We start from the raw sequence: 26,432 nt of genomic DNA on the forward strand, positions 1-26,432 counted from the left end.
CTACCCAGGAGTCTCGTCATGTCCGCCCATCCCTCGATCGGTTTCATCGGCTTCGGCGCCATGGCCCAGCGCATGGGTGCCAACCTGCGCGAGGCCGGCTATCCGGTCATGGCCTATGCCGAGCACCAGCAGGACGGCGAGCGCCATGGCACCCCCATGGAGCCCCTGGCGACGCTGTTGCCCCAGGCCGAGGTGGTGATCGTTTCCCTGCCCAATGACGCCATCCTCGAACAGGTGCTGCTCGGCGCCGAGGGCGTCCTCGCCCGCCTGGAAAGCGGTCGTCTGCTCATCAACACCAGCACCAACTCGCCTGCGCTGTCGCTGCGCCTGGACGCGGCCGGTCGCGCCCGCGGTATCGCGGTGGTCGAGGCGCCGGTGTCCGGCAGTACGCCGGAGGCGGAGCAAGCCCAACTGGTGGTCCTGGCCGGCGGCGAACCCGAGGCCGTGGAACGTGCCCGCCCGATCCTCGAAACCCTGGGCAAGACCGTGCACCACGTCGGTCCGACCGGGCGGGGCGCGGCCATCAAGCTGGCCATCAACGGCCTGATGGGCGCCGGTCTCGCCGCCCTGGCCGAGGCGCTGGCCTACGCCACCCGCGCCGGGCTGGATGCCGAGGTGCTGTTCGAGGTGTTTGGCGACCTGGCGGTGCTCTCGCCCCATCACCAGCGCAAGCTGGCCGCCCTGCGCGAGGGCGACTTCGCCGCGCAATTCCCGGCGGCGCTGATGCACAAGGACATGGGCCTCCTGCTGGCCGAGCTCAACGCCACCTACCAGGGCGCCCCGACCCTGGCCGCTGCGGCGCAGCAACTGGCGCTGGGCGCCGAATTGCATCCGGATGCCGACTACGTCATCACCGCCGATATCCTGCTGGAAGAAGCCGAAGACGCTGCCACCCACTGATGTCCTTGGCCGCACGCCCACGCGTGCGGCCAAGGACGTCTCAGACGTCGACGATTCCGAGCACCTTTGCGGTTTCGCTACGGCTTTGCCGGCAGGCTGCGGCGTCGGTTTTCAGGTCGACCCCATAGGTCGGCAGGATGCGCCGCAAGGCCGGCAGCCAGGCATCGTCGGTAAGACGCTCGGGGAAGCAGGTTTCCAACACCTCCAGGGCGATGGCCGCGGCCGTCGAGGCACCCGGGGAGGCGCCGAGCAGCGCGGCGATGGATCTGTCCGCGGCGCTCACCAGTTCGGTGCCGAATTCCAGTTCGCCCTTCTTGCTCAACAGGCCATGCTGGCCAGTGGGCTTGATGGTCTGCACCCGCTGCCCGGCCACCGCTTCCTGCCAGTCGCGTTTCATCGCCAGGGGGAAGAACTGCTGCAGCATGGCGAATTGCTGGCTGGAGCTCTGGAAGATCTGCCCGATCAGGTACTCGGTCAGGTCCAGGTTGTCCTTGGCCACGTTCAGCAGCGGCAGGATGTTGTCATGGCGCAGCGAGGTGAAGAGATCGGTCAGGGCGCCGTGCTTGAGGAAGCGCGAGGAGAAGCCCGCATAGGGCCCGAACAGCAGCGAGCGCTGGCCGCCGACGATGCGGGTATCCAGGTGCGGCACCGACATGGGCGGCGAGCCCGAGGGCGCCTTGCCATAGACCTTGGCCTGGTGCCGTTCGGCCAGGGCCGGGACGTCGCAGCGCAGCCAGATGCCGGAGATGGGAAAGCCGCCGAAGCCATGGCCTTCCGGGATGCCGGATTTCTGCAGCAGCGGCAGCGAGCCACCGCCCGCGCCGATGAAGACGAACTTGGTGGTGACCTCCGCCCGCCCGCCGTGCTCGACGTCCTCCACCGTCACCCGCCAGCGACCGCCGTCGGTGCGGGCCAGGTCCACCACCCGCTGGTGATAGTGCACGGCGAAACCCGATTGCTGGCTGAGCTGGCGCACCAGCAGATGGGTGAGGGCGCCGTAGTCGACATCGGTGCCGGTCACCATGCGCGTCGCGGCCACCGGTTCGTCAGCGGTGCGGCCCTCCATGACCAGCGGCGCCCACTGGGCGATCTGCGCGCGGTCCTCGCTGTACTCCATGCCGTGATAGCAGTGGTGGGCGCTCATGGTGCGATGGCGCTCACGCAAGAAGGCGACGTTCTCCGCACCCCAGACGAAACTCAGGTGGGGGCAGGCATGGATGAAGGCCTGCGGGTCCGGGATGGCGCCCTTGCGGACCAGGTAGGCCCAGAGCTGACGCGACAGATCGAACTGGGTGTTCACCTTGAGCGCCTTGGCGATGTCGACGCTGCCGTCGTCCCGTTGCGGGGTGTAGTTCAGTTCGCAGTTGGCGGCGTGGCCGGTACCGGCGTTGTTCCAGCCCTGGGAACTCTCCTGGGCGCAGTCGTGCAGGCTCTCGAACAGGGTCACGCTCAGGCCGGGGTCGAGTTCCTTGAGCAGGGTGCCCAGGGTGGCGCTCATGATACCGGCGCCGATCAGGACGACGTCGGGTGAAGCCGTGGAAGACAGGGACATGATGGGTTGCTCCAACTCAGGCGGCGGTATGGGGGACGAAGCGCAGGTCGGCGCTGGGATCGTAGATGACGTAGGCGCGGCGCCAGGGCTCGTCGCCGAGTAGCTTCCAGCGGTGCCCGGAGCCGGTGTCGTCCTGGGCCAGCAGCACGTCGCCGGGTCGCAGCACGAAGGTCTTGCCCGACTTGACCTCGAACTCCAGGGTGCCGCTCAGGGTGATGACGAATTGCGGCTGAGGGTCCTGGTGCCACGCGAAGGAGCCCCCCGCGGTGGTTTCCTGGAAGGACAGCTCGCTGACCGGGATCGGCAGGCCCGAGGCCTTGCCGTGCAGGCCTTCGCCCAATTCCAGGTGCCCTTCCTCGAACAGCGAATCACCCTCGCTGCCGGTCCAGAGCCGTACACATCGAATGGCCATTTCCGTCTCCTGAAACATCGGTGGGGTTGCTAGGGGGCGGGTTTGTCTGACGACTCAGGGCACCCGCCGGGCCCTGACGCCCTGCAGCGCACCGGCCCGCTACAAGCTGGCGGCCAGCACGATGCCCAGGGCGATGCACGGGATGGCGAGCAGGGTGCTGAACAACACGCTGCGCGCCGCGTCCTCGGTGTAGACGCCATGAGCCATCGCCAGGGTGGGTGCCGCCGTGGCGGCCGGCAGCACGCCGAGCAGGAACACTTGCCGGAGCAGCTCGCCCTGTAGCCCCACGGCCAGGCCGACGCCCAGCATCACCAGGGGTTGCAGCAGATTCTTCAGCACCACGTTGAGCAGGATGTCGCGATCCAGGCTCGGCCGGATGCCCGACAGGATCAGGCCCAGGGTGAACAAGGCGACGCCACCGGCCGCGCGGCCGATCTCGTCCGTCGCCGTCACCAGCAGGTGAGGCAGTCGGATACCCAGCAGCGCGCAGATCAACCCCAGCAGCGGCAGGATCACCAGCGGCTGGCGCAGCGCCTTGCCCAGCGCCTGGCGGGCGCCCCCGCCACTGAGCAGCAGCAGCGACAGCGGGATGACCACCAGGGTGAAGATCAGATTGCCGACGATCACCGCCAGCACGGCGGAGGGGCCGATGGCGGCGGTCAGCACGGGCGGCCCGCAGTAGGCCATGTTGGGAAAGGCCACCGTGATGCCCCGCATGGCGCCTTCGCGCCAGGTCCGGCCACCGCGGTAGCGACCGAGCAGCAACCCCAGCAGCCAGACCCCGATCAGACCCGCGGCCAGGCTGGCCACATAGGGCAGATTGAGGATCTGCTCGGGGCGGGTATTGGCGGCGGCGAGGAACAGGGCGATAGGCAGGGCGAAAATGACCACGAAGGTCGCGAGGGTCTTGCTCGCCGCCTGGGGCAGGACGCCCCAGCGGCCGGCGCACCAGCCGAGGAGGGTGACGAACACGATGGGGGCGAGCGCCTGTCCGATGGTCTCGATCATGACCGTGGCCCCGCGAGCGCTGGGGATGCGCCAGGAAAATCGGGGAATGGCGTTGGATCGTCGAGTGAACTGCTAGACATCCGAAACTCCTGTGCCTGCCCGGTGCGGGTCTTCGATTGAGGAAGCGCTGTGGTCTTCATGCCGAGCCTTCGCAACGCCTGTCGCTGCGCCTGAAAGGCTCTGCAATCGAGGTTTACTCCTTCTAAGAGGGTCGATTGACATCTTTGTTTACAGGTTTTATGCGACATTTTGTCGCATTTAGACGTTTGTCGGATTCCTTTCACGGGTTTCATATGGGCGCGGAAAGGCCGGCGCTACCGGCATGCACCGCCAGCTGCCTTGCTTTAAGCTGCAGCGGCAGGGCGGAGGCCGGATTCCGGCGAATCCTCGCCCCATGCGCTGCTTACCTCGTGAGGGAAAGGGCATGTCGCCGACCACTCCCCGTTTCTGGCGCGATCCCGCGCTACCCTTCCTGGAGGCACGAGCCATCGCCGATGGCCGCGGCCTCTGCTACGCGCCGCACTCCCACGAAACCTTCTCGGTAGGCGTGGTGCTGGGCGGCGAAAGCCGTTACGTCAACGGTCCCACCCGCGAATGGGTCGGTCGCGGCACCCTGGTGCTGATGAATCCGGGAGAGGTGCATGCCTGCAATCCGCGCTCGGACCAGGCCTGGCGCTATCTCATGCTGTACCTGGACCCTGGCTGGCTCGCCGCGGTGCAAGGCCGGGCGGGCAGCGACTTCCAGCCGTTGGCTGCCCAACTCGCGCACGATCCTTGCCTGACGGGCGGATTGGTACGCCTCTATCGCCGCCTGCTGGATGTGGCGACCGGCCCCTTGGAGCGGCAGAGCCACGCCTGGGACTACGCGAGCACCCTGCTGGAGCGACTCGGCGCACCCCGCCCACCGCTGAGCGATGCCGCGGACCCGCCCCGCCTGCGCCTGGCCGCCGACTATCTGGCCGACCGCTGCGCCGAAGCCATCAGCCTGGACGACCTGAGCCAGGCGGTAGGACTCTCACCGACCCATCTGATCCGCAGCTTCAAACGGCGTTACGGCCTGACGCCCCACGCCTACCTGATCGACCAGCGCATCCGCCTGGCACGCCAGCGCCTGCGCCAAGGCGAGGAGCTGGCCGAGGTCGCCCTGGCCACCGGCTTCGCCGACCAGGCCCATCTGCAGCGCACCTTCAAGCGCCTGGTGGCGGCTACGCCCGGCCAGTACCGCAGCGGTTCAGCCCTCCCACAGCAGTGAGACGGCGCAGAGCACCAGCAGGGCGGCGAGCCCGCGATTGAGCAGGCGCAGTCGTGCCGGCGCCAGGGCGCGCCCGCGCAGCCATTCGCCCGCTACCGCCCAGCACGCCAGGGAAGCGAAACAGATCACCAGATAGAGCCCGGCGAACAGTGCCAGGCGCAGGCGATCCTCGCCGACGAACAGCGCCACCCCCGCCGCCGCCGCCAGCCAGGCCTTGGGATTGAGCCATTGCAGCAGAGCGCCATCGCGAAAGCCCGGACAGTCATCCCGTGGGCGGCTGCCCAGGTCGCCCGCCGCCCGGGCCAGCTTCCAGGCCAGGTAGAGCAGGAAGAGCGCGCCGGCCACGCGCAGGACGTCGAGCAGCCGTGGCCAGGCCGTCAGCAGCTCGTGCAGGCCGAAGCCCACCGCCAGCAACAGCGCGACGAAGCCCAGGGTCGCCCCGGCGACGTGGCGCAAGGCTGGACGCCAACCGTGGGTGAGTCCGGTATTGAAGCCCACCAGGTTGACCGGGCCAGGGGATAGGGAAGCCACCAGAGCGAAGGCGGCCATGGACAGGATCAGCGTCATCTCGAAGTCTCTCGCTAAGGGAGACTCGAACGCTAGCCGGTCGCGTCAGCGGCGGTATTGAAGAAAATCACCCTGCAGTGACCGACGGAAGGCGGGAATTCAAGGCGCTGCCAGGGCGTCCATTGTGGCGAGCCCAGCGCTCCCCCGGTGGTTTCAACGTCGCTGTCGGCCACCGGGGATTTTCCTTGGCTAATTCGCCAGCGGCAGGGTGAAGCTGAAGGTACTGCCCTGGCCGAGGGCGCTGGTGACGGTCAGGGTGCCGCCGTGGGCCTCGACGATACCCTTGGCGATGTAGAGGCCCAGGCCGTGGCCGGTGGGGTTGTCTTCCTGGACGTGCCAGAAGCGCTCGAACACCCGGGCCTGCTGCGCCTGGCTCATGCCGCGACCGTTGTCGCTCACGCTGATCTCGGCCATGTCGTCGAGGCGCCGCATGCTCAACTGCACCAGGCCACCCGGTGCGGTGAACTTGATGGCGTTGCCCAGCAGATTCATCAGTACCTGGAAGATGCGCTCGGCTTCCACCAGCACCTGGAGCTCCGGATCGGCGGCGTATTCCAGGCTGATGTTCTTGATCTCCGCCAGCGGTCGCGACAGCAGGATGGGTTGCGCGCAGACGTCCGCCAGGCGCGCGGGTTTCAGATCCAGCGCGAGTCGATCCGATTCGATCTTCGACAGGTCGAGCAGATCATTGATCAGAGCGTTCATGCGATTGGCGGCCGTCTCTATGACCTCCAGGGAACTGGGCAGCCGGTCATCGCCCAGATCCAGCTTTTCCAGTTGCCGCTGCAACATCCCGACCTTCATCAGGATGATGGTGATGGGGCTGCGCAGATCATGGGAAACCGCCGCGACGATCTCGTCGCGCAGTCGCACGGCCTGGCGCTCGCGCTCGACCTGACGCGCCAGATCCAGCTCGATCGCCGAGCGACGTAGATCCTTGGCGGCAAAGAGATCGGCCGGGCGCCAGCGTTCGGAGCGCAGGCGTACCAGCTCCTTCCAGGCATCGAAGGAGCGTCGCGGATGCGGATAGTTGAGCCCCGGGCCCGGCGCGGGCGACGTGGCTTCCAGCTTGGCCGGATTGCCGCTCCAGACCACGGTGGTGACGATCTCGGGGCGGAACCAGAGCACCAGATTGCGCACTGGCTTGGGTAGCGCCAGCGCCAGGACACCGCTGGCCCTGTCGCTGTAGCGGCGGGCTTCGGGCAGTTCATCGGCCAGGCAACGCGTCGCATAGATGCCCGAAGCGTCCATCTCGGCGGTCACCCAGGCGGCGAGGATACGGATGTCTTCCGCACTCGGGCATTCGCCCAAGGTGCTGAGTTCATCCTCCACCAGCACCGCCACACCGGCGGCATTCACCAGCTCCAGGAGATCGGTGGGTCTTTCGCTGAGGCCGCTGAGCATCTCGCCACGGCTGTCGCACATGCCCTGAATCAAGGCCGCCAGTTGCGCCTCGCGGGCATCGATCTCGCATTGCACCTGGCGATTTTCCAGGGCGCGGATCATCAGCGATACCAGCACCCCGACCGAACGGCAGGCCATCCGCGTGCGATAGGGAAGATAGAGGGGCTCGCGATGGCCACAGCTGATCAGCCCCCAGAGCTTGTCGTCGCTGATCAGCGACACGCTCATGGAGGCACGCAGGCCTTGGTTGCGCACATACTGGCAGTGGATGGGCGATACGCTGCGCAGCACGGCATGGGTCAGATCGATGGGGTCGCGCTCGGTGCCATGCAGAAAGGCCGGTACCAGCGGGATCGCCTCGTACTGGGCGTCGGGGATGTTGCGAATCCAGTTCTCGTGATAGAGCGCCCGGGCCTGGGCGGGAATGTCGCTCGCCGGAAAGTGCATGCCCAGGTAGCTGTCGATGTCGTCGACTCGATCCTCGGCCACCACCTGGCCATCGCCGCCGTCATCGAAGCGATAGACCACCACCCGATCGAAGCCGGTCAGGGCGCGCACCTCGCGCACCGCACCTTCGCACAGCTCGGGCAGGGTACGGGCCTGCTGCAGGCGGGCCAGGGCGCGGGCCAACCCGGCGGGTTCGACGCCGCCATGATCCTCCGGCTCGAACTCCAGGAACACCAGGCCATGGCTGCGATGCAGGATCACGTCCATGTCGCGGACCGGCCGTATCCAGCTCAGCGGATTGGCTTCCTCCAGATGCTCCAGGGTCAGGGCCTGCCGCACCTGCTCGAACAGCTCCAGGGGCAGCACCTGCTGCAGAGGTCGATCCAGCAGCTCGACCTGCGGCTTGCCGAGCAGCTCGGGCAAATTACGGCTGACATGCTTGATCCGCCCCTCCGCCTCATCGAAAGCGAGGAGGTAGCCGTGTGCCTGGATGGCGCCTGGAATGCGGATCGGCTCGCTTTCGCAGCTTTGCAGGGACTGACCGGAGGGGGCAGCAATCATGCGACTGTCTCAGATGAACTCTTGAATGTGACCACGCGCCGCCGCGCCTGTTGAAGTCATAGCGTCGAATCCGCACCAGTGTGACGTAGGTCACCTCATGGCACGGAGCCTTTTAGTCATTCTTTCATATGATTGCTTCGATAACGATTTTTACGATCATTTTTTTGAGGAGATGCGCGCCAGCGCTCGCGCTTCGCCGTGGCTGGTCTTGGTCGACGGGGGCGGTATCATTGGCCTTTGTCCAGAGTTCAGCCATGGCCCGCTTTCGTCCGCTACCCATCATCGACCGCAGTCGGGACGACCTCTTCATGCGCGAAGCGCTGGTGCTGGCGGAGCAGGGCGCTGAGCAGGGCGAGGTGCCGGTCGGTGCGGTAGTGGTAATGGATGGCGAAATCATCGGCCGCGGCTTCAATCGCCCCATCGGCGCCCACGACCCCAGTGCCCACGCCGAAATGGAGGCCATTCGCGCCGCAGCCGCGCAGCTGGCCAACTACCGACTACCCGGCGCCACCCTCTACGTCACCCTGGAGCCCTGCAGCATGTGCGCGGGCCTGATCGTGCACAGCCGCATCCAGCGCCTGGTCTACGGCGCCAGCGAGCCGCGCGCCGGCATGGCCCAGAGTCGCGGGCGCTTCTTCGAGCAGGACTTTCTCAATCACCGGGTGCTGGTGGAGGGCGGGGTGCTGGCGGAGGCCTGTGGCCAGGTATTGACCGACTTCTTCCGGGCACGGCGCACTCCGCCGTCGGGCGAAGGTTAAGCCGCCAACTCACGCATCCGCGCCAGCACGGCATTCAGCCCGTTGCTGCGCGACTGCGACAGCTGTCGCTCCAGACCCAGCTCGGTGAGCCAGCCATGGATATCGAGCCGCGCCAGCTCCTCGCGGGTGAGACCGTTGGCGCGCACCAGCACCACGGCGAGCAACCCCTTGAGCACCCGGGATTCGCTACTGGCACGGAAGAAATGACGGTCGCCCCGGGCTTCATGGGTCAGGCGCACCCGGCTTTCGCAGCCCTGCACCAGGTCTTCGTCACGCTCTTCCAATACCGCGGGCAAGCGCTCCGCCCATTGCAGCAACAGGCGCGAGCGTGCCTCCCAGCCCTTGGCGATGACGAAGGCGCGGCGCGCTTCCGCCGCATCAAGAAGCAGATTCATCGCAACAGCTCCAGGGCATTGTCCAGCGCGGTAAAGAAGCGCTGCAAGTCGCCGGCATCGTTGTACAGACCCAGGGAGACCCGCAGCGCACCGGGCGCCTGCAGCGTCTGGAACAGCGGCATGGCGCAGTGCTGACCGGCACGCACGGCGATGCCCTGTTCACCCAGCAGGTGGGAGAGGTCGCCGACATCGATGCCCGCGACCTGGAAGCTGGCCAGGGCGATTTGGGGTTCACCCAGCACCTGGACGCCGTCGCGGGCAGCCAGCCCGGCCAGCAGCTTCAGACTCAGCGCCTGCTCGTGACCGCGGATGAGCGTCTCGTCCTGCGCCTGCAGCCAGTCCACCGCCGCGCCCAGGGCGATGGCCGCGCCGATGGGTGGCGTCCCCGCCTCGAAGCCCATGGGCGCGGCATGGAACCGGGCCTCGCTGAAGGTGGTGTGCTGCACCATCTCGCCGCCGAATTGCCAGGGCTTGAGCTGCGCCAGGCAGTCGGCCTTGCTCCAGAGCACGCCGATGGCTTCCGGCGCATAGAGCTTGTGGCCGGAGAAGACATAGAAGTCGGCATCGAAGTCGCCCGGGCGATGGCGGCCATGGACGGCACCCTGGGCGCCGTCCACCACCAGCCAGGCCGGCGAACGGGCCCGCACCAGCTCGGCGAGTTCCGCCAGCGGTTGCCAGGTGCCGAGCACGTTGGACAGCTGGCTGACCGCGACCACGCGGGTCCTGGGACCCAGCAACCGCACGGCGGCCTCCAGGTCAAGATGACCGCTCGGGGTCAGGGGGATGACCTTCAGGTGCAGGCCCCGGCGCCGGGCCAACTGCTGCCAGGGCAGCAGATTGGCATGGTGCTCCAGGGCGCTGATGAGGATCTCGTCACCCGCCGCGAAAGCATCTTCAAGACCGTAGGCCAGCAGATTGAGCGCCTCGGTCGCGCCGCGGGTCAGCACCACCTCGTGCGGCGAGGCGGCGCCCAGCCAGGCGGCGATCCGCCCCCGGGCGCCTTCGTAGGCGGCGGTGGCGCGCTCGGCAGCCCAGTGCTGGGCGCGGTGCACATTGGCCGCGCCCAGGCGGTAGCTGGCCAGCAGGGCATCCAGCACCACCTGGGGCTTCTGCGCCGTGGCGGCGCTGTCGAGGTAGGTAATGCCGTCGGCGGCGAAGGCGGCGAAGGCCGGAAACTCGGCTCGCCAGGGGGAGGGTAGCGACATGGCGACAACTCCGGGGTAGCCCGCCCGTGGCGGGCTGCCCGGTGGTGGACTCAGTTGTGCGCGTGCAGCGCTTCGTTGAGTTCGATGGCGGTCTTGTTGGTCTTGCATTCGACCGCGCCGGTTTCCGAATTGCGGCGCAGCAGCAGATCGCTCTGACCGGCCAGCTCGCGCGCCTTGACCACCCGCACCAGCTGGTTCTGGTCGTCCAGCACGGCAACCTTGGTACCCGCGGTCACATAGAGACCGGACTCCACGGTGCAGCGATCACCCAGCGGGATGCCGATGCCGGCGTTGGCGCCGATCAGGCAGCCTTCGCCGACGCTGATGATGATGTTGCCACCGCCCGACAGGGTGCCCATGGTGGAGCAGCCGCCGCCCAGGTCCGAGCCCTTGCCGACGAAGACGCCCGCGGAGACGCGGCCTTCGATCATGCCCGGGCCGGCGGTACCGGCGTTGAAGTTGACGAAACCTTCGTGCATCACCGTGGTGCCTTCACCCACGTAGGCGCCCAGGCGTACCCGGGCGGTATCGGCGATGCGCACGCCGGCCGGCACCACGTAGTCGGTCATCTTGGGGAATTTGTCCACCGAGAAGACTTCCAGCAGCTTGCCGCGCAGGCGGGCTTCCAGTTGCTCGGCCGGCAGCTCGGCCAGGTCCACCGCACCCTGGTTGGTCCAGGCGACGTTGGGCAGCAGGGCGAAGATGCCGCTCAGGTTCAGGCCGTGGGGCTTCACCAGACGATGGGACAGCAGGTGCAGCTTCAGGTAGGCCTCGGGGGTGGAGGCGGGGGCGGCATCTTCGGCCAGCAGGGTGGCCACCAGCGGCTTGGTGCTTTCGGCCAGGCGGGTCAGCAGGGCCGACTGCACGGCATCGATGCCCTTGAGCGCCTCGGCCAGACCACGGGCCTGGGCAGGCGCGAAGGCGATGGCCTGGTTGCCGCCCTGGTAGTCGAGCAGGGGCGCGACCGCCGCCACCAGCTCGGGAGCGGGATTCAGCAGGGGCTGTGCATAGAAGACTTCCAGCCAGGCGTCCTGGCGATTCTGGGTGCCGACACCGAAGGCGATACTGAAGAGGGCATTCGACATAAGACTGTTCCTTTGCAGAGGCACCGATCCGGGCGGTGCGAAATGTGCGGTAGTGAGGGCGGTGGCCGCGGGGTCAGTTCAGGGCCGCGGCATAGAGCTCGGGCTTGAAGCCCAGTAGGGTACGGTCGCCGAGATCGAGCACGGGTCGCTTGATCATCGAAGGCTGCGCCAGCATCAGGTCGATGGCCCTGGCGGTATCCAGGTCGGCCTTCTGGGCCTCGTCGAGCTTGCGGAAGGTGGTGCCGGCGCGATTGAGCACCTTGTCCCAGCCATGTTCCGCGCACCAGGCTGCCAGCCGTTCGCGGTCGATGCCGCTCTGCTTGTAGTCATGGAAGTGATAGGCCTGGCCATGCTCGTCGAGCCATTGGCGGGCCTTCTTCATGGTGTCACAGGCCTTGATGCCGTAGAGGCTCAGGCCACTGGCCGCTACGGGCATGGCGTTCTCCTGCGAAAGACTAAGAGCCTGTTCAAAGTCTGCTGCGCGTCGGCCAAACTGCGTTGAAAATGGCTTCGGAATGCTCATTTACCACTCGTAAACTCCGCTTCCTCAGCCCTTTGGTTCGCTGGCGCTTACCCTACGGGCCAGCCGTTGGCTGTTACTCCCGTTGGTCGTTGCGCCCTGTTTGGCTCCAGCTCGCGAGCCTTTGAACAGGCTCTAACAACCGCGGATTATGCCATGACGGGCCGGAAAAGGGCCGGGCGTCGCGCCTTGAGTGACGAGGGCCGGCGCCGGAAAGCGAAAGGCCGGGGGAGTCCCCGGCCTTGGCGATCAACCGCGGCTTTTCACGCCGTAGGTTTCGTCCAGGGTGCCGGGTGCGCCGTCGCCCTTGGGCGCGTAGTCCCGCGGCGCTTCGGTCGGGCCGTCGATGCGCTCGCGACTGGACGGGTAGCGCTGCTCGGCGCTGTGCAGCGAGGCCAGCAGGTGCTGACGGGTCAGCTCGTCCTGGGCCAGGCGCTCGGCGCCTTCGGACAGGTGCGACTGCATGTCCTGGTAGGTCTGGGTCAGCTTGCGCACCAGGCCAGCAGTGGTGCTGAAGTGGCTGGTGACCTCGTGCTGGTAGTCGTCGAACTTCTTCTGCAGGTCATCCAGCTGGCGCTGCACCCGGCTCGGCGCGGCGCCCGGCACCAGGCGCGCCAGCAGAAAACCTATCCCGACCCCGATCAGCAGCGCGACCAGGGGCAACAACCAGGTAGTGAGCGACTGTTCCACGAAACTTCCTCTATGAGCGGCTTTGCTTTACGGTAACGGCAGACCGGCGAGCCTGTACACTGGGTTGCGTCTTCTGCCATTCGCTGGGCGTCATCATACCCCGCACTCAGGCATCGCGCAGGATCGACCCTATCAAAATCAATTCCTTGGATGAGCACTGTGCGTCCGAGGTCACGGAGTCAAACGTGTCAGCCCGTGAAGAATCCCGGCTGCTGGAGGGCCCTGCGGGCACTCTGGAGGCCCTGTACCAGAGTCCGGTCGAACCCCTCGGTGCGGTCCTGCTCTGTCATCCCCATCCGCTCCATGGGGGCACCCTGCAGAACAAGGTGGTCGCCACCCTGCAGCGCATTGCCCGTGACGCGGGGCAGGCCACCCTCAGATTCAATTTCCGTGGCGTCGGTGTCAGCACCGGCGTCCATGCCGGCGGCGAAGGCGAGATCGACGATGCCGCGGCCGCCGTGGCCTGGCTGCGCGAGCGCCATCCCGATCTGCCGCTGACCCTTTGCGGTTTCTCCTTCGGCGCCTGCGTCGCCGCCTGCCTGGGTGGTCATCTGGAGGGTGAGGGTGTGGCGGTGGAGCGCCTGTTCATGCTGGCGCCGCCCGTGGAGCGCTTCGCGGTCGACGGCCGTCTGCCGCAGCGTGCGCGCCTCACGGTCATCCAGCCCGAGGCCGACGAGGTAGTGACCCCCGCGCGGGTCTACGCCTGGTCCGCCGCCCTCGACCAACCTCACGAACTGCTCCGCGTGCCCGAGTGCAGCCACTTCTTCCATGGCAAACTCGTCGAACTCAAGGAACTGGTCCTGCCGCGCCTGCAGGCCTGACCTCTTCAGCCCAAGCCCTCGTCTCTCGGATTTCCAGCGCTTCCATGACCACTCGCATCCTTACTGGCATCACCACCACCGGTACTCCGCACCTGGGCAACTACGCCGGGGCCATCCGTCCCGCCATCCGCGCCAGCCTGGCCGATGATGCCGACTCCTTCTATTTCCTCGCCGACTACCACGCCCTGATCAAGTGCGACGACCCCGCACGCATCCAGCGTTCGCGCCTGGAGATCGCCGCCACCTGGCTGGCCAGCGGCCTGGATCCGGAGCGGGTGACCTTCTATCGCCAGTCCGACATCCCCGAGATCCCCGAACTGACCTGGCTGCTCACCTGCGTCGCCGGCAAGGGCCTGCTCAATCGCGCTCATGCCTACAAGGCCGCGGTCGACCGCAACCTGGAGCAGGGCGAGGATCCCGATGCCGGGGTCACCATGGGGCTCTATAGCTACCCGGTGCTGATGGCCGCGGACATCCTCATGTTCAACGCCTTGCGCGTGCCGGTCGGGCGCGACCAGATCCAGCACGTGGAAATGGCTCGCGACATCGGTCAGCGCTTCAACCACCTGTTCGGCAACGGGCGCGACTATTTCGCCCTGCCCGAGGCGGTCATCGAGGAAAGCGTCTCCACCTTGCCCGGCCTCGACGGCCGCAAGATGTCCAAGAGCTACGACAACACCATTCCGCTGTTCGGCAGCGCCAAGCAACTCAAGGACGCCATCGCCCGCATCGTTACCGATTCGCGCTTGCCCGGCGAGCCCAAGGACCCTGACAGCGCCCATCTATTCACCCTCTACCAGGCCTTCGCCACCCCCGAACAGAGCGTGGCCTTCCGCGAAGCCCTGCTTGGCGGCCTGGCCTGGGGCGAAGCCAAGGGCCAACTGTTCGAACTGCTCGACGCCGAACTGGGCGAGGCCCGCGAGCGCTACGCGGCGCTGATCGCCCGTCCCGATGATCTGGAAGAAATCCTGCTGGCCGGCGCCGCCAAGGCTCGCCGCTATGCCACGCCCTTCCTCGGCGAACTACGCGAAGCCGTGGGCTTGCGCTCGCTCAAGACCCAGGTCGCCACCGGCAGCACCAAGAAGAAGGCCAGCAAAACCGCCCGCTTCGTCAGCTTCCGCGAGAGCGACGGCAGCTTCCGCTTCCGCCTGCTCGATGCCGACGGTACCGAGCTGGCGCTGTCGCTTCCCTTCGCCGAAGCCAAGACCGCCGGCATCACCAGCAAGCAGCTGGTTACGGCGCCGGCTACCGTCGTGGCGGCTGAGGGCAACGGCTTCCAGCTGCTGCTGGGCGATCAGGTGGTAGCCGAGGGCGTCGCCATCGATTCTCCCGCCGCGCGCGATGCGCTGATCGAACGCACCCGGACCGCGCTCGCACAACTGGCCGAGTCCTAAAGGGCACCCGCGGTCCCCGGCGTTGTCAACGCCAGGGACCGCCATTACAGTGACCACCCTTTTTTCCACCCGACCAGAAGCCGCCATGACCCCCCTCGAGCGTTACCAGGCCGACCTCAAGCGCCCGGAGTTTTTCTACGATGCTGCCCAGGAAGAGGCCGTCCGCCACCTGCAACGGCTCTATGATGACTTGCTCGCCGAGCCCGCCGCCAAGGGCGGTCTGTTCGGCAAGCTGCTCGGGCGCAAGACGGTCACCCCAATCAAGGGCCTGTATTTCTGGGGCGGGGTAGGGCGCGGCAAGACCTACCTGGTCGATACCTTCTACGACGCCCTGCCGTTCAAGCAGAAGATGCGCACCCACTTCCACCGCTTCATGAAGCGTGTCCACGAAGAGCTGCGCACCCTCAAGGGCGAGAAGAATCCCCTGACCATCATCGCCCGGCGCTTCGCCGACGAGGCGCGGGTGATCTGCTTCGACGAATTCTTCGTTTCCGACATCACCGACGCCATGATCCTGGCGACCCTGCTCGAAGAGCTGTTCAAGAACGGCGTGAGTCTGGTCGCCACCTCGAACATCGTGCCCGACGGCCTCTACAAGGACGGCCTGCAGCGCGCGCGCTTCCTGCCGGCCATCGCGCTGCTCAAGGAGCATACCGAGATCGTCAACGTCGACAGCGGCGTGGACTATCGCCTGCGCGCCCTGGAGCAGGCCCAGCTGTTTCACTATCCGCTGAGCGACGAGGTCGAGGCGGCGATGGCCAAGAGCTTCCGTTCGCTCACCGTCGAGTGCAACGACCTCTGCGAAGACGTGCCGCTGATGATCGAGAATCGCGAGATCCGTGCCCGTCGCACCTGCGAAGACGTCGCCTGGTTCGATTTCCGCGCCCTTTGCGACGGTCCGCGCAGTCAGAACGACTACATCGAGCTGGGCAAGATCTTCCAGACGGTGCTGGTCAGCAATGTCGAGCAGATGGATGCGCTCAAGGACGACATGGCGCGCCGCTTCATCAACCTGGTCGATGAATTCTACGATCGCCAGGTCAAGCTGATCCTGTCCGCCGAGGTCGAGCTCAAGGACCTCTATTCCGGCGGCCGCCTGGAGTTCGAATTCCAGCGCACCCTCAGTCGCCTGCTGGAAATGCAGTCCCACGAGTACCTGGCCCGTCCGCACAAGCCCTGAACCCTGTCGGGGTTGGAGGATCAATCCTTTGACTCAGGTTCTTGGGAGCAGCTCGTGAATTCCAACCCCTTCGCCGACTGGGACGGCTCGGCCGCCCAGGCGCGCATCCTGCAGAAGCAACTGGCCACCCAGGTCCGCCTGGATGACGACTTCGGCGCGCCGCGCCGTTACGCAGGGGTCGACGTGGGCTTCGAGGAAGGCGGCGCGATCACTCGCGCGGTGGCCGTCCTGCTGGATGCCGAGACCCTGCAGCCACTGGCCCATGCCATGGCCCGCATTCCCACCGTGATGCCCTATGTGCCGGGGCTGCTGTCCTTCCGCGAACTCCCGGCACTGCTCCAGGCGCTGGAGGAGCTGCCGGAAACTCCCGATCTGGTGTTCTGCGACGGTCATGGCATCGCCCACCCGCGCCGCCTCGGTATCGCCGCCCATCTGGGCGTGGTCACCGGCCTACCGACCATCGGTGTCGCCAAGAAGATTCTTACCGGCCACCACGGCGAGCTGGCCGAAACCAGCGGCGCCCAGGTCGACTTGCTGGATCGCGAAGGGGCGGTGATAGGTTCGGTGCTGCGTAGCAAGGACAGAGTGAAGCCGCTGATCGTCTCGCCTGGTCACCGCGTCAGCCTGGCCACCGCTCCCAGGCTGGTCATGGCCTGCGTCAGACGCCATCGCCTGCCGGAACCGACGCGACTGGCGGACCACCTGGCCTCGCGTCGCCAGGGTTCGGTAGCGACCCAGGCGCTGTTTTCTTTCTAATTTGCGATTGCCTTTTTGTCCAAAACGGGTATCATGCCGCAGCTTTCTTGGCGGGGGATGCCTAAGCCTGCCGAGATCGCCGTAGCGGACGCCGACCCGAGCCCCCGAAGAGCGTCTGTTTCCGGCTGCCCCTGACTTGTCTGGGGTTGCACTGTTGTGTAGAATTTGCCGTCTTTTTACCAGGGCGGCCTCTGAGGCCATAGAGAATGAAAACTTTCACCGCAAAACCGGAAACCGTTAAGCGCGACTGGTACGTCGTCGACGCTGCTGGCCAGACTCTGGGTCGTCTGGCTACTGAAATTGCCACTCGCCTGCGTGGCAAGCACAAGCCCGAATACACCCCTCACGTTGACACCGGCGACTACATCGTCGTCATCAACGCCGAGCAGGTTCGTGTGACCGGTGCCAAGACTACCGACAAAATGTACTACCATCACTCCGGTTTCCCGGGTGGCATCAAGTCGATCAACTTCGAAAAGCTGATCGCCCGTGCTCCCGAGCGCGTCATCGAGACCGCCGTCAAGGGTATGCTGCCGAAGAACCCGCTGGGCCGCGACATGTATCGCAAGCTCAAGGTGTACAAGGGTGCGAACCATCCGCACACCGCTCAGCAGCCCCAAGAACTCAAGTTTTAATCGGGATAGTAGAACATGTCGGCAACTCAAAATTACGGTACCGGCCGTCGTAAGACTGCCACCGCTCGTGTCTTCCTCCGTCCGGGCACTGGCAAGATCTCCATCAACGATCGCACCCTGGATACCTTCTTCGGCCGCGAAACCGCGCGCATGGTCGTCCGTCAGCCCCTCGAGCTGACCGAGACCCTGGAGAAGTTCGACGTTTACGTTACCGTCGCTGGCGGTGGTGTGAGCGGCCAGGCCGGTGCCATCCGTCACGGCATCACCCGCGCCCTGATCGAGTACGACGAAGGCTACCGCAGCTCCCTGCGCAAAGCCGGCTACGTCACTCGTGACGCCCGTGAAGTCGAGCGTAAGAAAGTCGGTCTGCGCAAAGCGCGTAAGCGTCCGCAGTACTCCAAGCGTTAATCCTTCGGGATGCGCTCGAAAAACCCAGCCAAACGGCTGGGTTTTTTTATGCCCGGGATCTTTCGGGCGACGGTGACAGGGGGCTTGGCTGGCGTCCTGGCCTAGGGGTTCTGTTGGAGGGTCTTCCGGTCGCTTCGCCAAGCTGCAATCTGAATGTTCAGGGCGAGCGGTTGACGCGGAGAATGTGGTCGTCGAATGGGGTGTCGTTTGAAATCTTTTCCTTGGTAATCCCAGGCAAGGCTCAGGCCGTGCCTCCAAGGCCTTGGGTCTCGCTGCGCTCGATACCTACTGGCGTCGAGTCGTTCAGGCGCTGTTGGTTGGATTGGGGCGCCATCGCCAAGGCGTAGCTGGCAGGTCGCGTCTGGGGCGTGCGGATGGGTATGGGGCGAAGCGGAACCATCGCTGGCAGGCGCTTGGGGCCCCAGGTCGCTGAGTGCTCTGGGTGGGAGGAGTGGCGCTATCGGCAAAGCCTGAACAGTCGCACCAGGTTGAGCGCCTGAGGCTGGGCCACTATCTCCGGCTTTGCCGTTGACGCGCTGGGGCGAGAGTCCCGTTCCCGGTATACAGCCTCGGTGCTAGGCCTCTCAAATCGCAGGAATAAAAAAAGGGACGCCTGAGCGCCCCTTTCCGTTAACGCCAAGAATCAGTTGGGATGGTTTTCCCGCGATTCGTTGCGCTTGCGCTCGAGCTCGGATTCCGCCTGCTTGGCTTCCTCTTCCGTCGATGCGTCTGCCTTGGGCTCTTCCTGCGAAGTGGCGCCCTCGGCAAGCGGAGCGACAGTGGCAGCTTCTTCCTGGATCGCGCTGGGTGCGATTTCAGCGGGCTGTTCGATCACGACCGGAGCCGATTCCGCTTCAGCAGCAGGCGCTTCCTCTTGAGCTGCAGGCGCTTCTTGCGGCTCCACGGTCCCTACCGCTGCGGTAGCGAAGGTTTCCTCGGTCTCGGCGATGGCGCCCAGGGTGGGTGCCTGAGCGTCCTGCTCAGCCTGCTTGGCACGTGCAGCTTCGGCTTCACGAGCCAGGCGCTCACGGCGACGACGCTCGCGCGGGTCGTTGGAGGCGCGACCGGCGGCCGATTCGGTAGCTTCGGTCTCGACCGGGGTCGACGGGATCGACGCCGTGGTCGTCACGGGAGCGATCTGTTCGGCGATCGGAGCGGTGATCTCCACGTCCTGGTGCGGCGCACGCTCGTCCTGTAGCTGGCTCGCGCTGGGCGTGAGGATTTCCGGCTGGGCAGGCGCGTCGACGGCGGGCTGGGCTGCCGCGGTTTCTTCCTGGGCTTGGGTAGCCGGGGCATCGACAGTGGGTGCCGTCTGCTCGCGAGCCTCGCGAACCTCTTCCTGGGTGGCGACGGCGGTCACGCTCTCGCTGACCACGACCGCGGTGCCCAGGGCGACCGCAGCCGGCGCGACAGCAGCATCGTTGCCTGCGGCGCTCTGCTCTTCGTCGTCGATGAAGTTGCCGTTGGCATCGCGCTGACGCTCGCGACGGTTACTGCGACGGCGCTGACCGCGGGAGCGGCGACGCGGACGCTCTTCGCCTTCTTCCAGCTCGTCGTTACCTTCCAGTACTTCTTCTTCGTTCAGCTCTTCGGCGCTGGCCGCGGCCTGACGCTCTTCGCGTGGCTTGCGCTCTTCACGGGGCTGACGCTCTTCGCGCGGCTTGCGCTCTTCGCGGGGTTGACGCTCTTCGCGAACCGGACGCTCTTCGGCGCTCACGCGCTCTTCGCCAGGTTGACGCTCTTCACGGGGCTGACGCTCTTCGCGAGCGGCGCGCTCTTCGCGTGGTTGACGCTCCTCGCGCGGCTGACGCTCTTCGCGACTGGCTCGCTCTTCACGCGGCTGACGCTCTTCGCGGTTGGCGCGTTCCTCGCGGGGCTGGCGCTCTTCACGCGGCTGGCGTTCTTCGCGCGGTTGACGCTCCTCGCGGGGCTGGCGCTCTTCACGGGGCTGACGCTCCTCGCGAGGCTGACGCTCTTCACGCGGCTTGCGCTCTTCCCGAGCCGGACGATCGCTGCGCTCGCCACGGTCGGCGCGGGGCTGGCGCTCTTCGCGGGGCTTGCGCTCGTCATCGCGACGGCCTTCGCGGCGGCGATTCTGCTGGCGGCCATTGCGACGCTCGTCCTGGCGGCGCTGCTCGTCGCTGCTCTTGGTCGCTTCGGGGGTGGCGGCAGTCTTGTCGGCCAGCGGCTGCTCTTCGGTCTTGCCGGCGAACAGGCTGACCAGGGACTTCACCAGGCCCTTGAACAGATTGGGTTCGGCGGCCGGCTTGGCGGCCACCGGGGCGACCGGGGTCACCACGTCGGCGGTGACGGGCGTGGGCGCCGGGGCGCGCTCGGGCGCTACCTTCACCGCGGCTTCCTGGCGGACCAGGGTGCGGGTGGAGCTGACCGGCAGCACTTCCTCGGCTTCGGTGTTGGCCATCTCGTAGCTGGACTGGCTGTTCAGCAGCTCGGGGTTGTCATCACGCAGACGCTGCACTTCGAAGTGCGGAGTCTCGATGTGATCGTCCGGCAGGATGATGATGCGCACGCGGGTGCGCAGTTCGATCTTGGTGATGCTGTTGCGCTTCTCGTTGAGCAGGAAGGAGGCGACCTGGATCGGCACGTGGGCGCGGACCTCGGCGGTGCGGTCCTTCAGGGCTTCTTCTTCGATCAGGCGCAGGATGGCCAGCGACAGGGATTCCACGTCGCGGATGATGCCCTGGCCGTTGCAGCGTGGGCAGACGATGCCGCTGGTCTCGCGCAGGGAAGGGCGCAGGCGCTGGCGAGACATCTCCAGCAGGCCGAAGCGGGAGATGCGGCCGATCTGCACGCGGGCGCGGTCGGCTTCCAGGGCTTCGCGGACGCGGTCTTCCACGGCGCGCTGGTTCTTCACCGGGGTCATGTCGATGAAGTCGATGACGATCAGGCCGCCGATGTCGCGCAGGCGCAGCTGGCGGGCGATTTCCTCAGCCGCTTCCAGGTTGGTCTGCAGGGCGGTTTCCTCGATGTCACCGCCCTTGGTGGCGCGCGCCGAGTTGATATCGATGGACACCAGGGCTTCGGTGGGATCGATGACGATGGAGCCGCCCGAGGGCAGCTTCACTTCGCGCTGGAAGGCGGTCTCGATCTGGCTTTCGATCTGGAAGCGATTGAACAGCGGGACGCTGTCCTGGTACAGCTTGATCTTGCTGGCGTACTGCGGCATCACCTGGCGGATGAAGCTCAGGGCTTCTTCCTGTGCTTCGACGCTGTCGACCAGGACCTCGCCGATGTCCTGGCGCAGGTAGTCGCGGATGGCGCGAATGATGACGTTGCTTTCCTGATAGATCAGGAAGGGACCCTTGCGCTCGCCCGAGGCTTCGGTGATCGCGGACCAGAGTTGCAGCAGGTAATCGAGGTCCCACTGCAGTTCCTCGGTGCTGCGGCCCAGGCCGGCGGTGCGTACGATCAGGCCCATGTCGCCGGGAGCGTCCAGGCCGTTCAGGGCTTCGCGCAGTTCGTTGCGCTCTTCACCCTCGATGCGGCGGGAGATGCCGCCCGCGCGGGGATTGTTGGGCATCAGCACCAGGTAGCGACCGGCGAGGCTGATGAAGGTGGTCAGGGCGGCACCCTTGTTGCCGCGCTCTTCCTTTTCGACCTGGACGACTACTTCCTGGCCTTCGGAGAGCACTTCCTTGATGTTGACGCGGCCTTCCGGGTTCTTCTTGAAGTATTCCCGGGAGATTTCCTTCAGCGGGAGGAAGCCGTGGCGATCGGCGCCGAAGTCGACGAAGGCGGCTTCCAGGCTGGGTTCGATGCGGGTGATGCGACCTTTGTAGATGTTGGCCTTCTTCTGTTCGCGGGCGCCGGACTCGATGTCCAGGTCGAACAGGCGTTGACCGTCGACCAGGGCAACCCGCAATTCCTCGGGCTGGGTCGCGTTGATGAGCATTCTTTTCATGTAATACCACTACGTTCCAGGCTCTCGGTCCGCGTGGTGGCAACAGGATTCGAAAGAAGGGTGCGCGGGGGTCGTATCGAAGCCGGGTGAAACCGGCCTTCGTGTCCAGCAGCAGGCCCGGGGGCGTGCCGCGACTACGTCTCCTGCAGGCGCTCGAGCGACTGCCTTTGCAGCTCCACAGGAGGAGGAATCAACCAGGCATGGTGCGGGCGTGACAGCCGAAAGGCTCGGGCAGCCGGGTCGTCGCTGGATTCGTGTCAGGTGTCGCTCGGTTGGAGCATCGGCCGTTGGCCTTGAGGCTTCCACCTGCGATCGTCACCTTGGCCGAAGCTGGGCGCGAAGCGGGCTGCAGGCGTACTGTCAGGCTACGCGATACGCTGGTTGTGCATCTCCATCCTGCACACAATCTTCAGTAATCAGGTGCCGCCCGCAAGGTCCGGAGCGGTTGTCGTTTTACAGCTGGCACCCTGGGTGCCGCTGCCTTGGTTACCAGGCGGATCGCGGATCGCCACTCACCCCCTTGGGTAGAATCGGCGATCCGCTGGACGGCCAGACGTCCAGTGACTATTGCATTTGCAGCTTCTATTCCGCGGGCGGAATCGACGGCCTCGCGAGCGGTGCCATCCAGACAGGACTGATAACCGCCTCCGGACTATAGCAGCAAGCTTTAAGTGCTTCAAATCAGGGAAAATTGCTATCATCCAGCGATGACTAAGCCTCCTTCTCCCAGCACTGGCGTTCAACTGCTCGATGTGCCCGCCGACTATGCCGGTCAGCGCATCGACAACTTCCTGCGTACCCAACTCAAGGGCGCGCCCAAGACCCTCATCTATCGCATCCTGCGCAAGGGCGAAGTGCGGGTGAACAAGGGGCGCATCAAGCCCGATTACCGCCTGCAGGCTGGCGACCGGATCCGTGTGCCGCCGCTGCGGCTGTCCGAGCCCGACGAGCCGGCACCCCTGGCCAAGGGGCTGCTCGAGCGCCTGGAGGACTCCGTCGTCCACGAGGACAAGGCCCTCATCGTCATCAACAAGCCGGCGGGCATCGCCGTGCACGGTGGCAGCGGCCTTTCCGGCGGGGTCATCGAAGTCTTCCGCCAATTGCGGCCCGAGGCGCCGGATATCGAACTGGTCCATCGCCTTGATCGGGATACCTCCGGGCTGCTGATGATCGCCAAGAAGCGCAGCATGCTGCGCTTCCTGCACGAAGCCCTGCGCGGCGACGGTGTCGACAAGCGCTATCACGCCCTGGTGCGCGGCCATTGGCCGGCGGCCAAGAAGAAGATCAATGCCCCGCTGCTGAAGAACACCCTCAGATCCGGCGAGCGCATGGTCGAGGTCAACGACGAGGGCAAGGAGGCGCTCACCGAATTCCGTGTGCTGCGCCGCTACGGCGAGTTCGCCACCCTGGTGGAGGCGCGTCCGGTGACCGGGCGGACCCACCAGATTCGCGTCCACGCCCGCCATGCCGGTCATGCCATCGCCGGCGATCCCAAGTATGGCGACGAAGACTTCTCCCAGGAGATTCGCGAGCTGGGCGGCAAGCGCCTGTTCCTGCATTCGGCGAGCCTGGTGATTCCCCTGCCCGACGGCGGCGAGCTACGCCTGGAGGCGCCGGTCGATAGCACCTGGAGTCAGACGCTGGAGCGTCTGGATGCCTGATTACCAGCTGCTGATCTTCGACTGGGACGGCACCCTGGCCGACTCCATCGGCCGCATCGTCGAGGTGATGCACGCAGCGGCCGAGCAGCTAGGGCTGCCGCCGCGCAGCGACGTGGCCATCAAGGGCATCATCGGCCTGGAGCTGGTCGCGGCGATCCAGACCCTCTATCCGCACCTTGTGACCCAGGCACAGATAGAGGGCTTCCGCGATGCCTACAGTGCCGAATTCGTCCGCCGTGAGCAGACGCCCTCGCCGCTGTTTCCCGGGGTGCTCAGCGGACTGCAGCGTTTTCGCGCCCAGGGCTATCAGCTGGCCGTGGCGACCGGAAAGAGTCGGCGGGGCCTCGCTCGTTCGCTGCAGCAGCACGGTTTGAGCGATTTCTTCGACATCACCCGTTGTGCCGACGAGGCCGCCGGCAAGCCCGATCCGCAGATGGTGCGGGAAATCCTCGCCCACTGCCGCGTGGCGCCGGTGCGGGCCCTGCTGGTGGGGGATGCGGTGTTCGACCTGGAGATGGCCCGGCGCGCCGGGGTCGATGCAGTGGGTGCCGGCTATGGTGCTCAACCGGCCGAGGTGCTGAGGGATTTCGCGCCGCGGTTGGTGATCGAAGCTTTCGCGGACCTGGCGCTATGGCTGGGTGATAACGATGTGGTCAGGAGAGAAGTCGGGCATGGCTGATGAATGGAAAGAAGAGCGCGGGCAGGTGCGTCCCTCTGACGACAAGACCTGGGCCCTGATCGAGAAGACCGTGCTCGCCAGCGTGCAGGAGCAGCGGCGGGCGCGGCGTTGGGGCATCTTTTTCAAGCTGCTCACCTTCGCCTACCTGATTCTCATGCTGGTGCTGTTCACGCCCTTGCTGTCGCTGGGCAAGAAGGGCGGGGTGACCGAGTCGGGCGCCCACACCGCGCTCATCGAGCTCAAGGGCGTGATCGCCGACGACGAAAAGGCCAGTGCCGACAACGTGGTGACGGCGTTGCGCAAGGCCTTCGACGACAGCAATACCCGAGGCGTGGTGCTGCGCATCAACAGTCCGGGCGGCAGTCCGGTGCAATCCGGCTACATCTATGACGAGATCAAGCGGCTGCGTGGGCTGCATCCCGACATCAAGCTCTACGCGGTGATCACCGACCTGGGCGCCTCGGGGGCCTACTACGTGGCCAGTGCCGCCGATGCCATCTATGCCGACAAGGCCAGCCTGGTCGGCTCCATCGGCGTGACCGCGGCTTCCTTCGGCTTCGTCGGCACCATGGAGAAGCTGGGCGTGGAGCGCCGGGTCTACACCTCCGGCGAACACAAGGCCTTCCTCGATCCCTTCCAGCCGCAGAAGCCCGAGGAAACCCGCTTCTGGCAACAGGTGCTGGATACCACCCACCAGCAGTTCATCGACAGCGTCAAGAAGGGCCGTGGTGATCGGCTCAAGGTCGAGGGGCATCCAGAGCTGTTCTCCGGGCTGGTCTGGTCCGGCGAGCAGGCACTGTCCCTGGGGCTGATCGATGGCCTCGGCAGCGCCAGCTACGTGGCGCGGGATGTGGTCAAGGAAGAGCGCCTGGTGGATTTCACCCAGGAAGATTCGCCCTTCGATCGCTTCGCCAAGCGCCTCGGGGCCAGCGTCGCCGAGCGGCTCGCGCTCTACATGGGCTGGCAGGGGCCGACGCTGCGCTGAGCGGATGCCGCTGCAGGTGATCTAGGGCACTTGCAGGCCGGCTTCGCGCAACAGCGCCGCCAGGCGGATGAGGGGGAGGCCGATCAGGCTGGTCGGGTCATCCCCCTGCATCGACTCGAAGAGGGCGATGCCCAGGCCCTCGGCCTTGAAGCTGCCGGCGCAGTCATAGGGTTGTTCCGCCAGCAGGTAGCGGTCGATGGTCGCACCATCCAGTTGGCGAAAGCGCACCTGGAAATCCACGACGTCGCTCCGGCATTGGCCCGTTCGGCGGTCCAGCACGGCCAGTCCGGTATGGAACACCAGCGTGCGACCGCTCGCCCTGGCCAGTTGTTGGTGGGCGCGCTCGTGACTCAGAGGTTTGCCCAGGATTTCGCCGTCGATGGCGGTGGCCTGATCCGAGCCGATGATGAGAGTGGCTTCCGGTTGATCGCCCAAGGCGGCGGCCTTGGCCCGAGCCAGGCGCTCCACCAGCGCTCTGGGGCTCTCACTGGGTAGCGGTGTTTCATCGATGTCAGGCGACCGATGACTGAAGGGTAGGCCGAGCCTTTCCAGCAATTGGCGGCGGTAAGGCGAGCTGGAAGCGAGTAGAATAAGAGGCATCAGTCTGTTCTCGGGCGAGGTCGACCAAAGGTCGGTCGGAGTCGCTTCGGGGTTAATTTCCTTTGACAGCCGTAAGGCCGTCCCTATAATGGCGCGCTTATGTTGAATGGGCCAATTCCACCTCAGGTCGATCCTCGCAAATTGGCGGATCGCGGCGTAACCCTCAAGGGTGAGCTGCCTCTCGCGAACATGCGGCGTGTCGGCGAGCAGCTCGTGAAGTCCGAAGGCGCGGTTGCCGTCGTCCTCGACTTCGGGCGTGATCAACAAAAGCAATTCGTCATCCACGGTGTCCTGGATACCAAGGTCGAGATGATTTGCCAGCGTTGTCTGGAGCCGGCAGTGCTTCCCATTAGCAGCGAATTCGATTTCGCCGTGCTCTGGGAAGGGAAGTCGGCCGATGCCTTGCCACAGGGTTACGATGCCCTGGAGGTTGGTGAAGAGCCCCTGGACCTGCACAGCCTGGTCGAAGAGGAGCTGCTGCTCGCTCTGCCGATCATCCCCGTGCATCCAGAAGGTGCTTGCCAGCATCCGGAAGGTTTCGAGGCGCCCGAAGAGCCGGCGGACGAGGAAAAGCGACCCAACCCGTTCAGTGTACTTGCGCAGTTGAAGCGTGACCCAAACGTTTAGGAGTTAAA

25 protein-coding genes are annotated in these 26,432 nt (G+C 65.9%); 13 read left to right on the forward strand and 12 right to left on the reverse strand.

What is annotated here, in order from left to right; all coding sequences use genetic code 11:
- Nucleotides 1-18 precede the first annotated feature (18 nt).
- On the forward strand, nucleotides 19-900 hold the full coding sequence (locus AR540_RS04570) for an NAD(P)-dependent oxidoreductase (protein ID WP_059226652.1): 882 nt from the start codon (nucleotides 19-21) through the stop codon (nucleotides 898-900).
- Between the two features lie 40 nt (nucleotides 901-940).
- Here AR540_RS04570 and mqo read toward each other — a convergent pair whose 3' ends face one another.
- The 3 genes from mqo to AR540_RS04585 all read right to left on the reverse strand — a co-directional run bounded on the left by mqo (nucleotide 941) and on the right by AR540_RS04585 (nucleotide 3,872).
- Nucleotides 941-2,446: a malate dehydrogenase (quinone) gene (gene mqo, locus AR540_RS04575; RefSeq protein ID WP_442963764.1), complete on the reverse strand. Its 1,506-nt coding sequence runs from the start codon at nucleotides 2,444-2,446 to the stop codon at nucleotides 941-943.
- Between the two features lie 22 nt (nucleotides 2,447-2,468).
- A complete protein-coding gene (locus AR540_RS04580) occupies nucleotides 2,469-2,864 on the reverse strand; it encodes a cupin domain-containing protein (RefSeq protein WP_059226654.1) in 396 nt (131 codons plus the stop codon).
- Between the two features lie 99 nt (nucleotides 2,865-2,963).
- A complete protein-coding gene (locus tag AR540_RS04585; RefSeq protein WP_059226655.1) occupies nucleotides 2,964-3,872 on the reverse strand; it encodes an AEC family transporter in 909 nt (302 codons plus the stop codon).
- 424 nt (nucleotides 3,873-4,296) lie between these two features.
- Between AR540_RS04585 and AR540_RS04590 the strand changes: the two genes are divergently transcribed.
- Nucleotides 4,297-5,124 carry an AraC family transcriptional regulator gene (locus tag AR540_RS04590; RefSeq protein ID WP_059226656.1) on the forward strand — a complete coding sequence of 276 codons (828 nt, stop codon included), beginning with the start codon at nucleotides 4,297-4,299 and terminating at the stop codon, nucleotides 5,122-5,124.
- Here AR540_RS04590 and AR540_RS04595 read toward each other — a convergent pair.
- Nucleotides 5,104-5,691, reverse strand: a complete 588-nt coding sequence (locus tag AR540_RS04595) for a LysE family translocator (protein WP_059226657.1) — start codon at nucleotides 5,689-5,691, stop codon at nucleotides 5,104-5,106. The two genes, AR540_RS04590 and AR540_RS04595, sit on opposite strands and share 21 nt — an antisense overlap.
- A gap of 189 nt (nucleotides 5,692-5,880) precedes the next feature.
- Complete coding sequence (locus tag AR540_RS04600; RefSeq protein WP_059226658.1) at nucleotides 5,881-8,103, reverse strand: ATP-binding protein; 2,223 nt, start codon at nucleotides 8,101-8,103, stop codon at nucleotides 5,881-5,883.
- A 254-nt stretch (nucleotides 8,104-8,357) separates the two neighbouring features.
- Between AR540_RS04600 and tadA the strand changes: the two genes are divergently transcribed.
- Complete coding sequence (gene tadA / locus AR540_RS04605) at nucleotides 8,358-8,861, forward strand: tRNA adenosine(34) deaminase TadA (protein ID WP_059226659.1); 504 nt, start codon at nucleotides 8,358-8,360, stop codon at nucleotides 8,859-8,861.
- On the opposite strand, the gene AR540_RS04610 is transcribed toward tadA, so the two are convergent.
- From AR540_RS04610 to AR540_RS04630, 5 genes are all read right to left on the reverse strand, one after another.
- The gene (locus tag AR540_RS04610; RefSeq protein WP_059226660.1) at nucleotides 8,858-9,256 is read right to left on the reverse strand and encodes a SufE family protein; all 399 of its coding nucleotides are present in this window, start codon (nucleotides 9,254-9,256) and stop codon (nucleotides 8,858-8,860) included. The genes tadA and AR540_RS04610 overlap by 4 nt on opposite strands.
- Nucleotides 9,253-10,461, reverse strand: coding sequence for an aminotransferase class V-fold PLP-dependent enzyme (locus tag AR540_RS04615; RefSeq protein ID WP_059226661.1), 1,209 nt, complete (start codon nucleotides 10,459-10,461; stop codon nucleotides 9,253-9,255). Before AR540_RS04615 ends, AR540_RS04610 begins: the two co-directional genes overlap by 4 nt.
- 50 nt (nucleotides 10,462-10,511) lie before the next feature.
- A complete protein-coding gene (dapD, locus tag AR540_RS04620; RefSeq protein WP_058768620.1) occupies nucleotides 10,512-11,546 on the reverse strand; it encodes a 2,3,4,5-tetrahydropyridine-2,6-dicarboxylate N-succinyltransferase in 1,035 nt (344 codons plus the stop codon).
- Between the two features lie 73 nt (nucleotides 11,547-11,619).
- A complete protein-coding gene (locus AR540_RS04625) occupies nucleotides 11,620-11,982 on the reverse strand; it encodes an ArsC family reductase (protein WP_059226662.1) in 363 nt (120 codons plus the stop codon).
- Nucleotides 11,983-12,315: 333 nt separating this feature from the next.
- Nucleotides 12,316-12,756, reverse strand: a complete 441-nt coding sequence (locus AR540_RS04630; RefSeq protein WP_059226663.1) for a YhcB family protein — start codon at nucleotides 12,754-12,756, stop codon at nucleotides 12,316-12,318.
- 185 nt (nucleotides 12,757-12,941) lie between these two features.
- On the opposite strand from AR540_RS04630, the gene AR540_RS04635 reads away from it, so the two are divergent.
- The 6 genes from AR540_RS04635 to rpsI all read left to right on the forward strand — a co-directional run bounded on the left by AR540_RS04635 (nucleotide 12,942) and on the right by rpsI (nucleotide 17,950).
- A complete protein-coding gene (locus tag AR540_RS04635) occupies nucleotides 12,942-13,577 on the forward strand; it encodes an alpha/beta hydrolase (RefSeq protein ID WP_059226664.1) in 636 nt (211 codons plus the stop codon).
- Nucleotides 13,578-13,621: 44 nt separating this feature from the next.
- Nucleotides 13,622-14,971 (forward strand): tryptophan--tRNA ligase, encoded by a 1,350-nt coding sequence (locus AR540_RS04640; RefSeq protein ID WP_059226665.1) that lies wholly within the window; start codon nucleotides 13,622-13,624, stop codon nucleotides 14,969-14,971.
- Nucleotides 14,972-15,056: 85 nt separating this feature from the next.
- Nucleotides 15,057-16,151: a cell division protein ZapE gene (gene zapE / locus AR540_RS04645; RefSeq protein ID WP_059226666.1), complete on the forward strand. Its 1,095-nt coding sequence runs from the start codon at nucleotides 15,057-15,059 to the stop codon at nucleotides 16,149-16,151.
- Between the two features lie 54 nt (nucleotides 16,152-16,205).
- Nucleotides 16,206-16,907 carry a deoxyribonuclease V gene (gene nfi / locus AR540_RS04650; RefSeq protein ID WP_059226667.1) on the forward strand — a complete coding sequence of 234 codons (702 nt, stop codon included), beginning with the start codon at nucleotides 16,206-16,208 and terminating at the stop codon, nucleotides 16,905-16,907.
- Nucleotides 16,908-17,113: 206 nt separating this feature from the next.
- A complete protein-coding gene (rplM, locus tag AR540_RS04655) occupies nucleotides 17,114-17,542 on the forward strand; it encodes a 50S ribosomal protein L13 (RefSeq protein ID WP_007160609.1) in 429 nt (142 codons plus the stop codon).
- 15 nt (nucleotides 17,543-17,557) lie between these two features.
- Entirely contained in the window at nucleotides 17,558-17,950 is a 393-nt protein-coding gene (gene rpsI, locus AR540_RS04660; protein ID WP_058764621.1) for a 30S ribosomal protein S9, read from the forward strand.
- Nucleotides 17,951-18,593: 643 nt separating this feature from the next.
- Here the strand turns inward: rpsI and rne are convergent.
- The gene (gene rne, locus AR540_RS04665; protein ID WP_153014166.1) at nucleotides 18,594-21,872 is read right to left on the reverse strand and encodes a ribonuclease E; all 3,279 of its coding nucleotides are present in this window, start codon (nucleotides 21,870-21,872) and stop codon (nucleotides 18,594-18,596) included.
- A 707-nt stretch (nucleotides 21,873-22,579) separates the two neighbouring features.
- On the opposite strand from rne, the gene rluC reads away from it, so the two are divergent.
- From rluC to sppA, 3 genes are read left to right on the forward strand one after another with little or no spacing between them, the layout of a single operon-like run.
- The gene (gene rluC / locus AR540_RS04670; protein WP_059226669.1) at nucleotides 22,580-23,533 is read left to right on the forward strand and encodes a 23S rRNA pseudouridine(955/2504/2580) synthase RluC; all 954 of its coding nucleotides are present in this window, start codon (nucleotides 22,580-22,582) and stop codon (nucleotides 23,531-23,533) included.
- Entirely contained in the window at nucleotides 23,526-24,212 is a 687-nt protein-coding gene (locus AR540_RS04675; protein ID WP_059226670.1) for an HAD-IA family hydrolase, read from the forward strand. Before rluC ends, AR540_RS04675 begins: the two co-directional genes overlap by 8 nt.
- The gene (gene sppA / locus AR540_RS04680; RefSeq protein ID WP_059226671.1) at nucleotides 24,205-25,197 is read left to right on the forward strand and encodes a signal peptide peptidase SppA; all 993 of its coding nucleotides are present in this window, start codon (nucleotides 24,205-24,207) and stop codon (nucleotides 25,195-25,197) included. Before AR540_RS04675 ends, sppA begins: the two co-directional genes overlap by 8 nt.
- A gap of 21 nt (nucleotides 25,198-25,218) precedes the next feature.
- Here sppA and AR540_RS04685 read toward each other — a convergent pair whose 3' ends face one another.
- Nucleotides 25,219-25,797, reverse strand: a complete 579-nt coding sequence (locus tag AR540_RS04685; protein WP_059226672.1) for a Maf family protein — start codon at nucleotides 25,795-25,797, stop codon at nucleotides 25,219-25,221.
- A gap of 99 nt (nucleotides 25,798-25,896) precedes the next feature.
- Here AR540_RS04685 and AR540_RS04690 point away from each other — a divergent pair, with 99 nt between their 5' ends.
- Nucleotides 25,897-26,424 (forward strand): YceD family protein, encoded by a 528-nt coding sequence (locus AR540_RS04690; protein ID WP_059226673.1) that lies wholly within the window; start codon nucleotides 25,897-25,899, stop codon nucleotides 26,422-26,424.
- The last annotated feature ends 8 nt before the right edge of the window (nucleotides 26,425-26,432 follow it).

The organism is Pseudomonas sp. EpS/L25 (genome assembly GCF_001512295.1).
In the GTDB taxonomy this organism is placed as follows: domain Bacteria; phylum Pseudomonadota; class Gammaproteobacteria; order Pseudomonadales; family Pseudomonadaceae; genus Chryseomonas.

Coding starts and splice junctions, on each gene's coding strand:
- AR540_RS04610 (WP_059226660.1), bottom strand. CDS start 9,256: ATGAATCTGCTTCTTGATGCGGCGGAAGCGCGCCGCGCCTTCGTCATC.
- AR540_RS04595 (WP_059226657.1), bottom strand. CDS start 5,691: ATGACGCTGATCCTGTCCATGGCCGCCTTCGCTCTGGTGGCTTCCCTA.
- AR540_RS04590 (WP_059226656.1), top strand. CDS start 4,297: ATGTCGCCGACCACTCCCCGTTTCTGGCGCGATCCCGCGCTACCCTTC.
- AR540_RS04600 (WP_059226658.1), bottom strand. CDS start 8,103: ATGATTGCTGCCCCCTCCGGTCAGTCCCTGCAAAGCTGCGAAAGCGAG.
- AR540_RS04685 (WP_059226672.1), bottom strand. CDS start 25,797: ATGCCTCTTATTCTACTCGCTTCCAGCTCGCCTTACCGCCGCCAATTG.
- rluC (WP_059226669.1), top strand. CDS start 22,580: ATGACTAAGCCTCCTTCTCCCAGCACTGGCGTTCAACTGCTCGATGTG.
- AR540_RS04690 (WP_059226673.1), top strand. CDS start 25,897: ATGTTGAATGGGCCAATTCCACCTCAGGTCGATCCTCGCAAATTGGCG.
- AR540_RS04615 (WP_059226661.1), bottom strand. CDS start 10,461: ATGTCGCTACCCTCCCCCTGGCGAGCCGAGTTTCCGGCCTTCGCCGCC.
- rpsI (WP_058764621.1), top strand. CDS start 17,558: ATGTCGGCAACTCAAAATTACGGTACCGGCCGTCGTAAGACTGCCACC.
- sppA (WP_059226671.1), top strand. CDS start 24,205: ATGGCTGATGAATGGAAAGAAGAGCGCGGGCAGGTGCGTCCCTCTGAC.
- AR540_RS04580 (WP_059226654.1), bottom strand. CDS start 2,864: ATGGCCATTCGATGTGTACGGCTCTGGACCGGCAGCGAGGGTGATTCG.
- AR540_RS04570 (WP_059226652.1), top strand. CDS start 19: ATGTCCGCCCATCCCTCGATCGGTTTCATCGGCTTCGGCGCCATGGCC.
- tadA (WP_059226659.1), top strand. CDS start 8,358: ATGGCCCGCTTTCGTCCGCTACCCATCATCGACCGCAGTCGGGACGAC.
- dapD (WP_058768620.1), bottom strand. CDS start 11,546: ATGTCGAATGCCCTCTTCAGTATCGCCTTCGGTGTCGGCACCCAGAAT.
- AR540_RS04585 (WP_059226655.1), bottom strand. CDS start 3,872: ATGATCGAGACCATCGGACAGGCGCTCGCCCCCATCGTGTTCGTCACC.
- AR540_RS04640 (WP_059226665.1), top strand. CDS start 13,622: ATGACCACTCGCATCCTTACTGGCATCACCACCACCGGTACTCCGCAC.
- AR540_RS04675 (WP_059226670.1), top strand. CDS start 23,526: ATGCCTGATTACCAGCTGCTGATCTTCGACTGGGACGGCACCCTGGCC.
- rne (WP_153014166.1), bottom strand. CDS start 21,872: ATGAAAAGAATGCTCATCAACGCGACCCAGCCCGAGGAATTGCGGGTT.
- AR540_RS04625 (WP_059226662.1), bottom strand. CDS start 11,982: ATGCCCGTAGCGGCCAGTGGCCTGAGCCTCTACGGCATCAAGGCCTGT.
- rplM (WP_007160609.1), top strand. CDS start 17,114: ATGAAAACTTTCACCGCAAAACCGGAAACCGTTAAGCGCGACTGGTAC.
- zapE (WP_059226666.1), top strand. CDS start 15,057: ATGACCCCCCTCGAGCGTTACCAGGCCGACCTCAAGCGCCCGGAGTTT.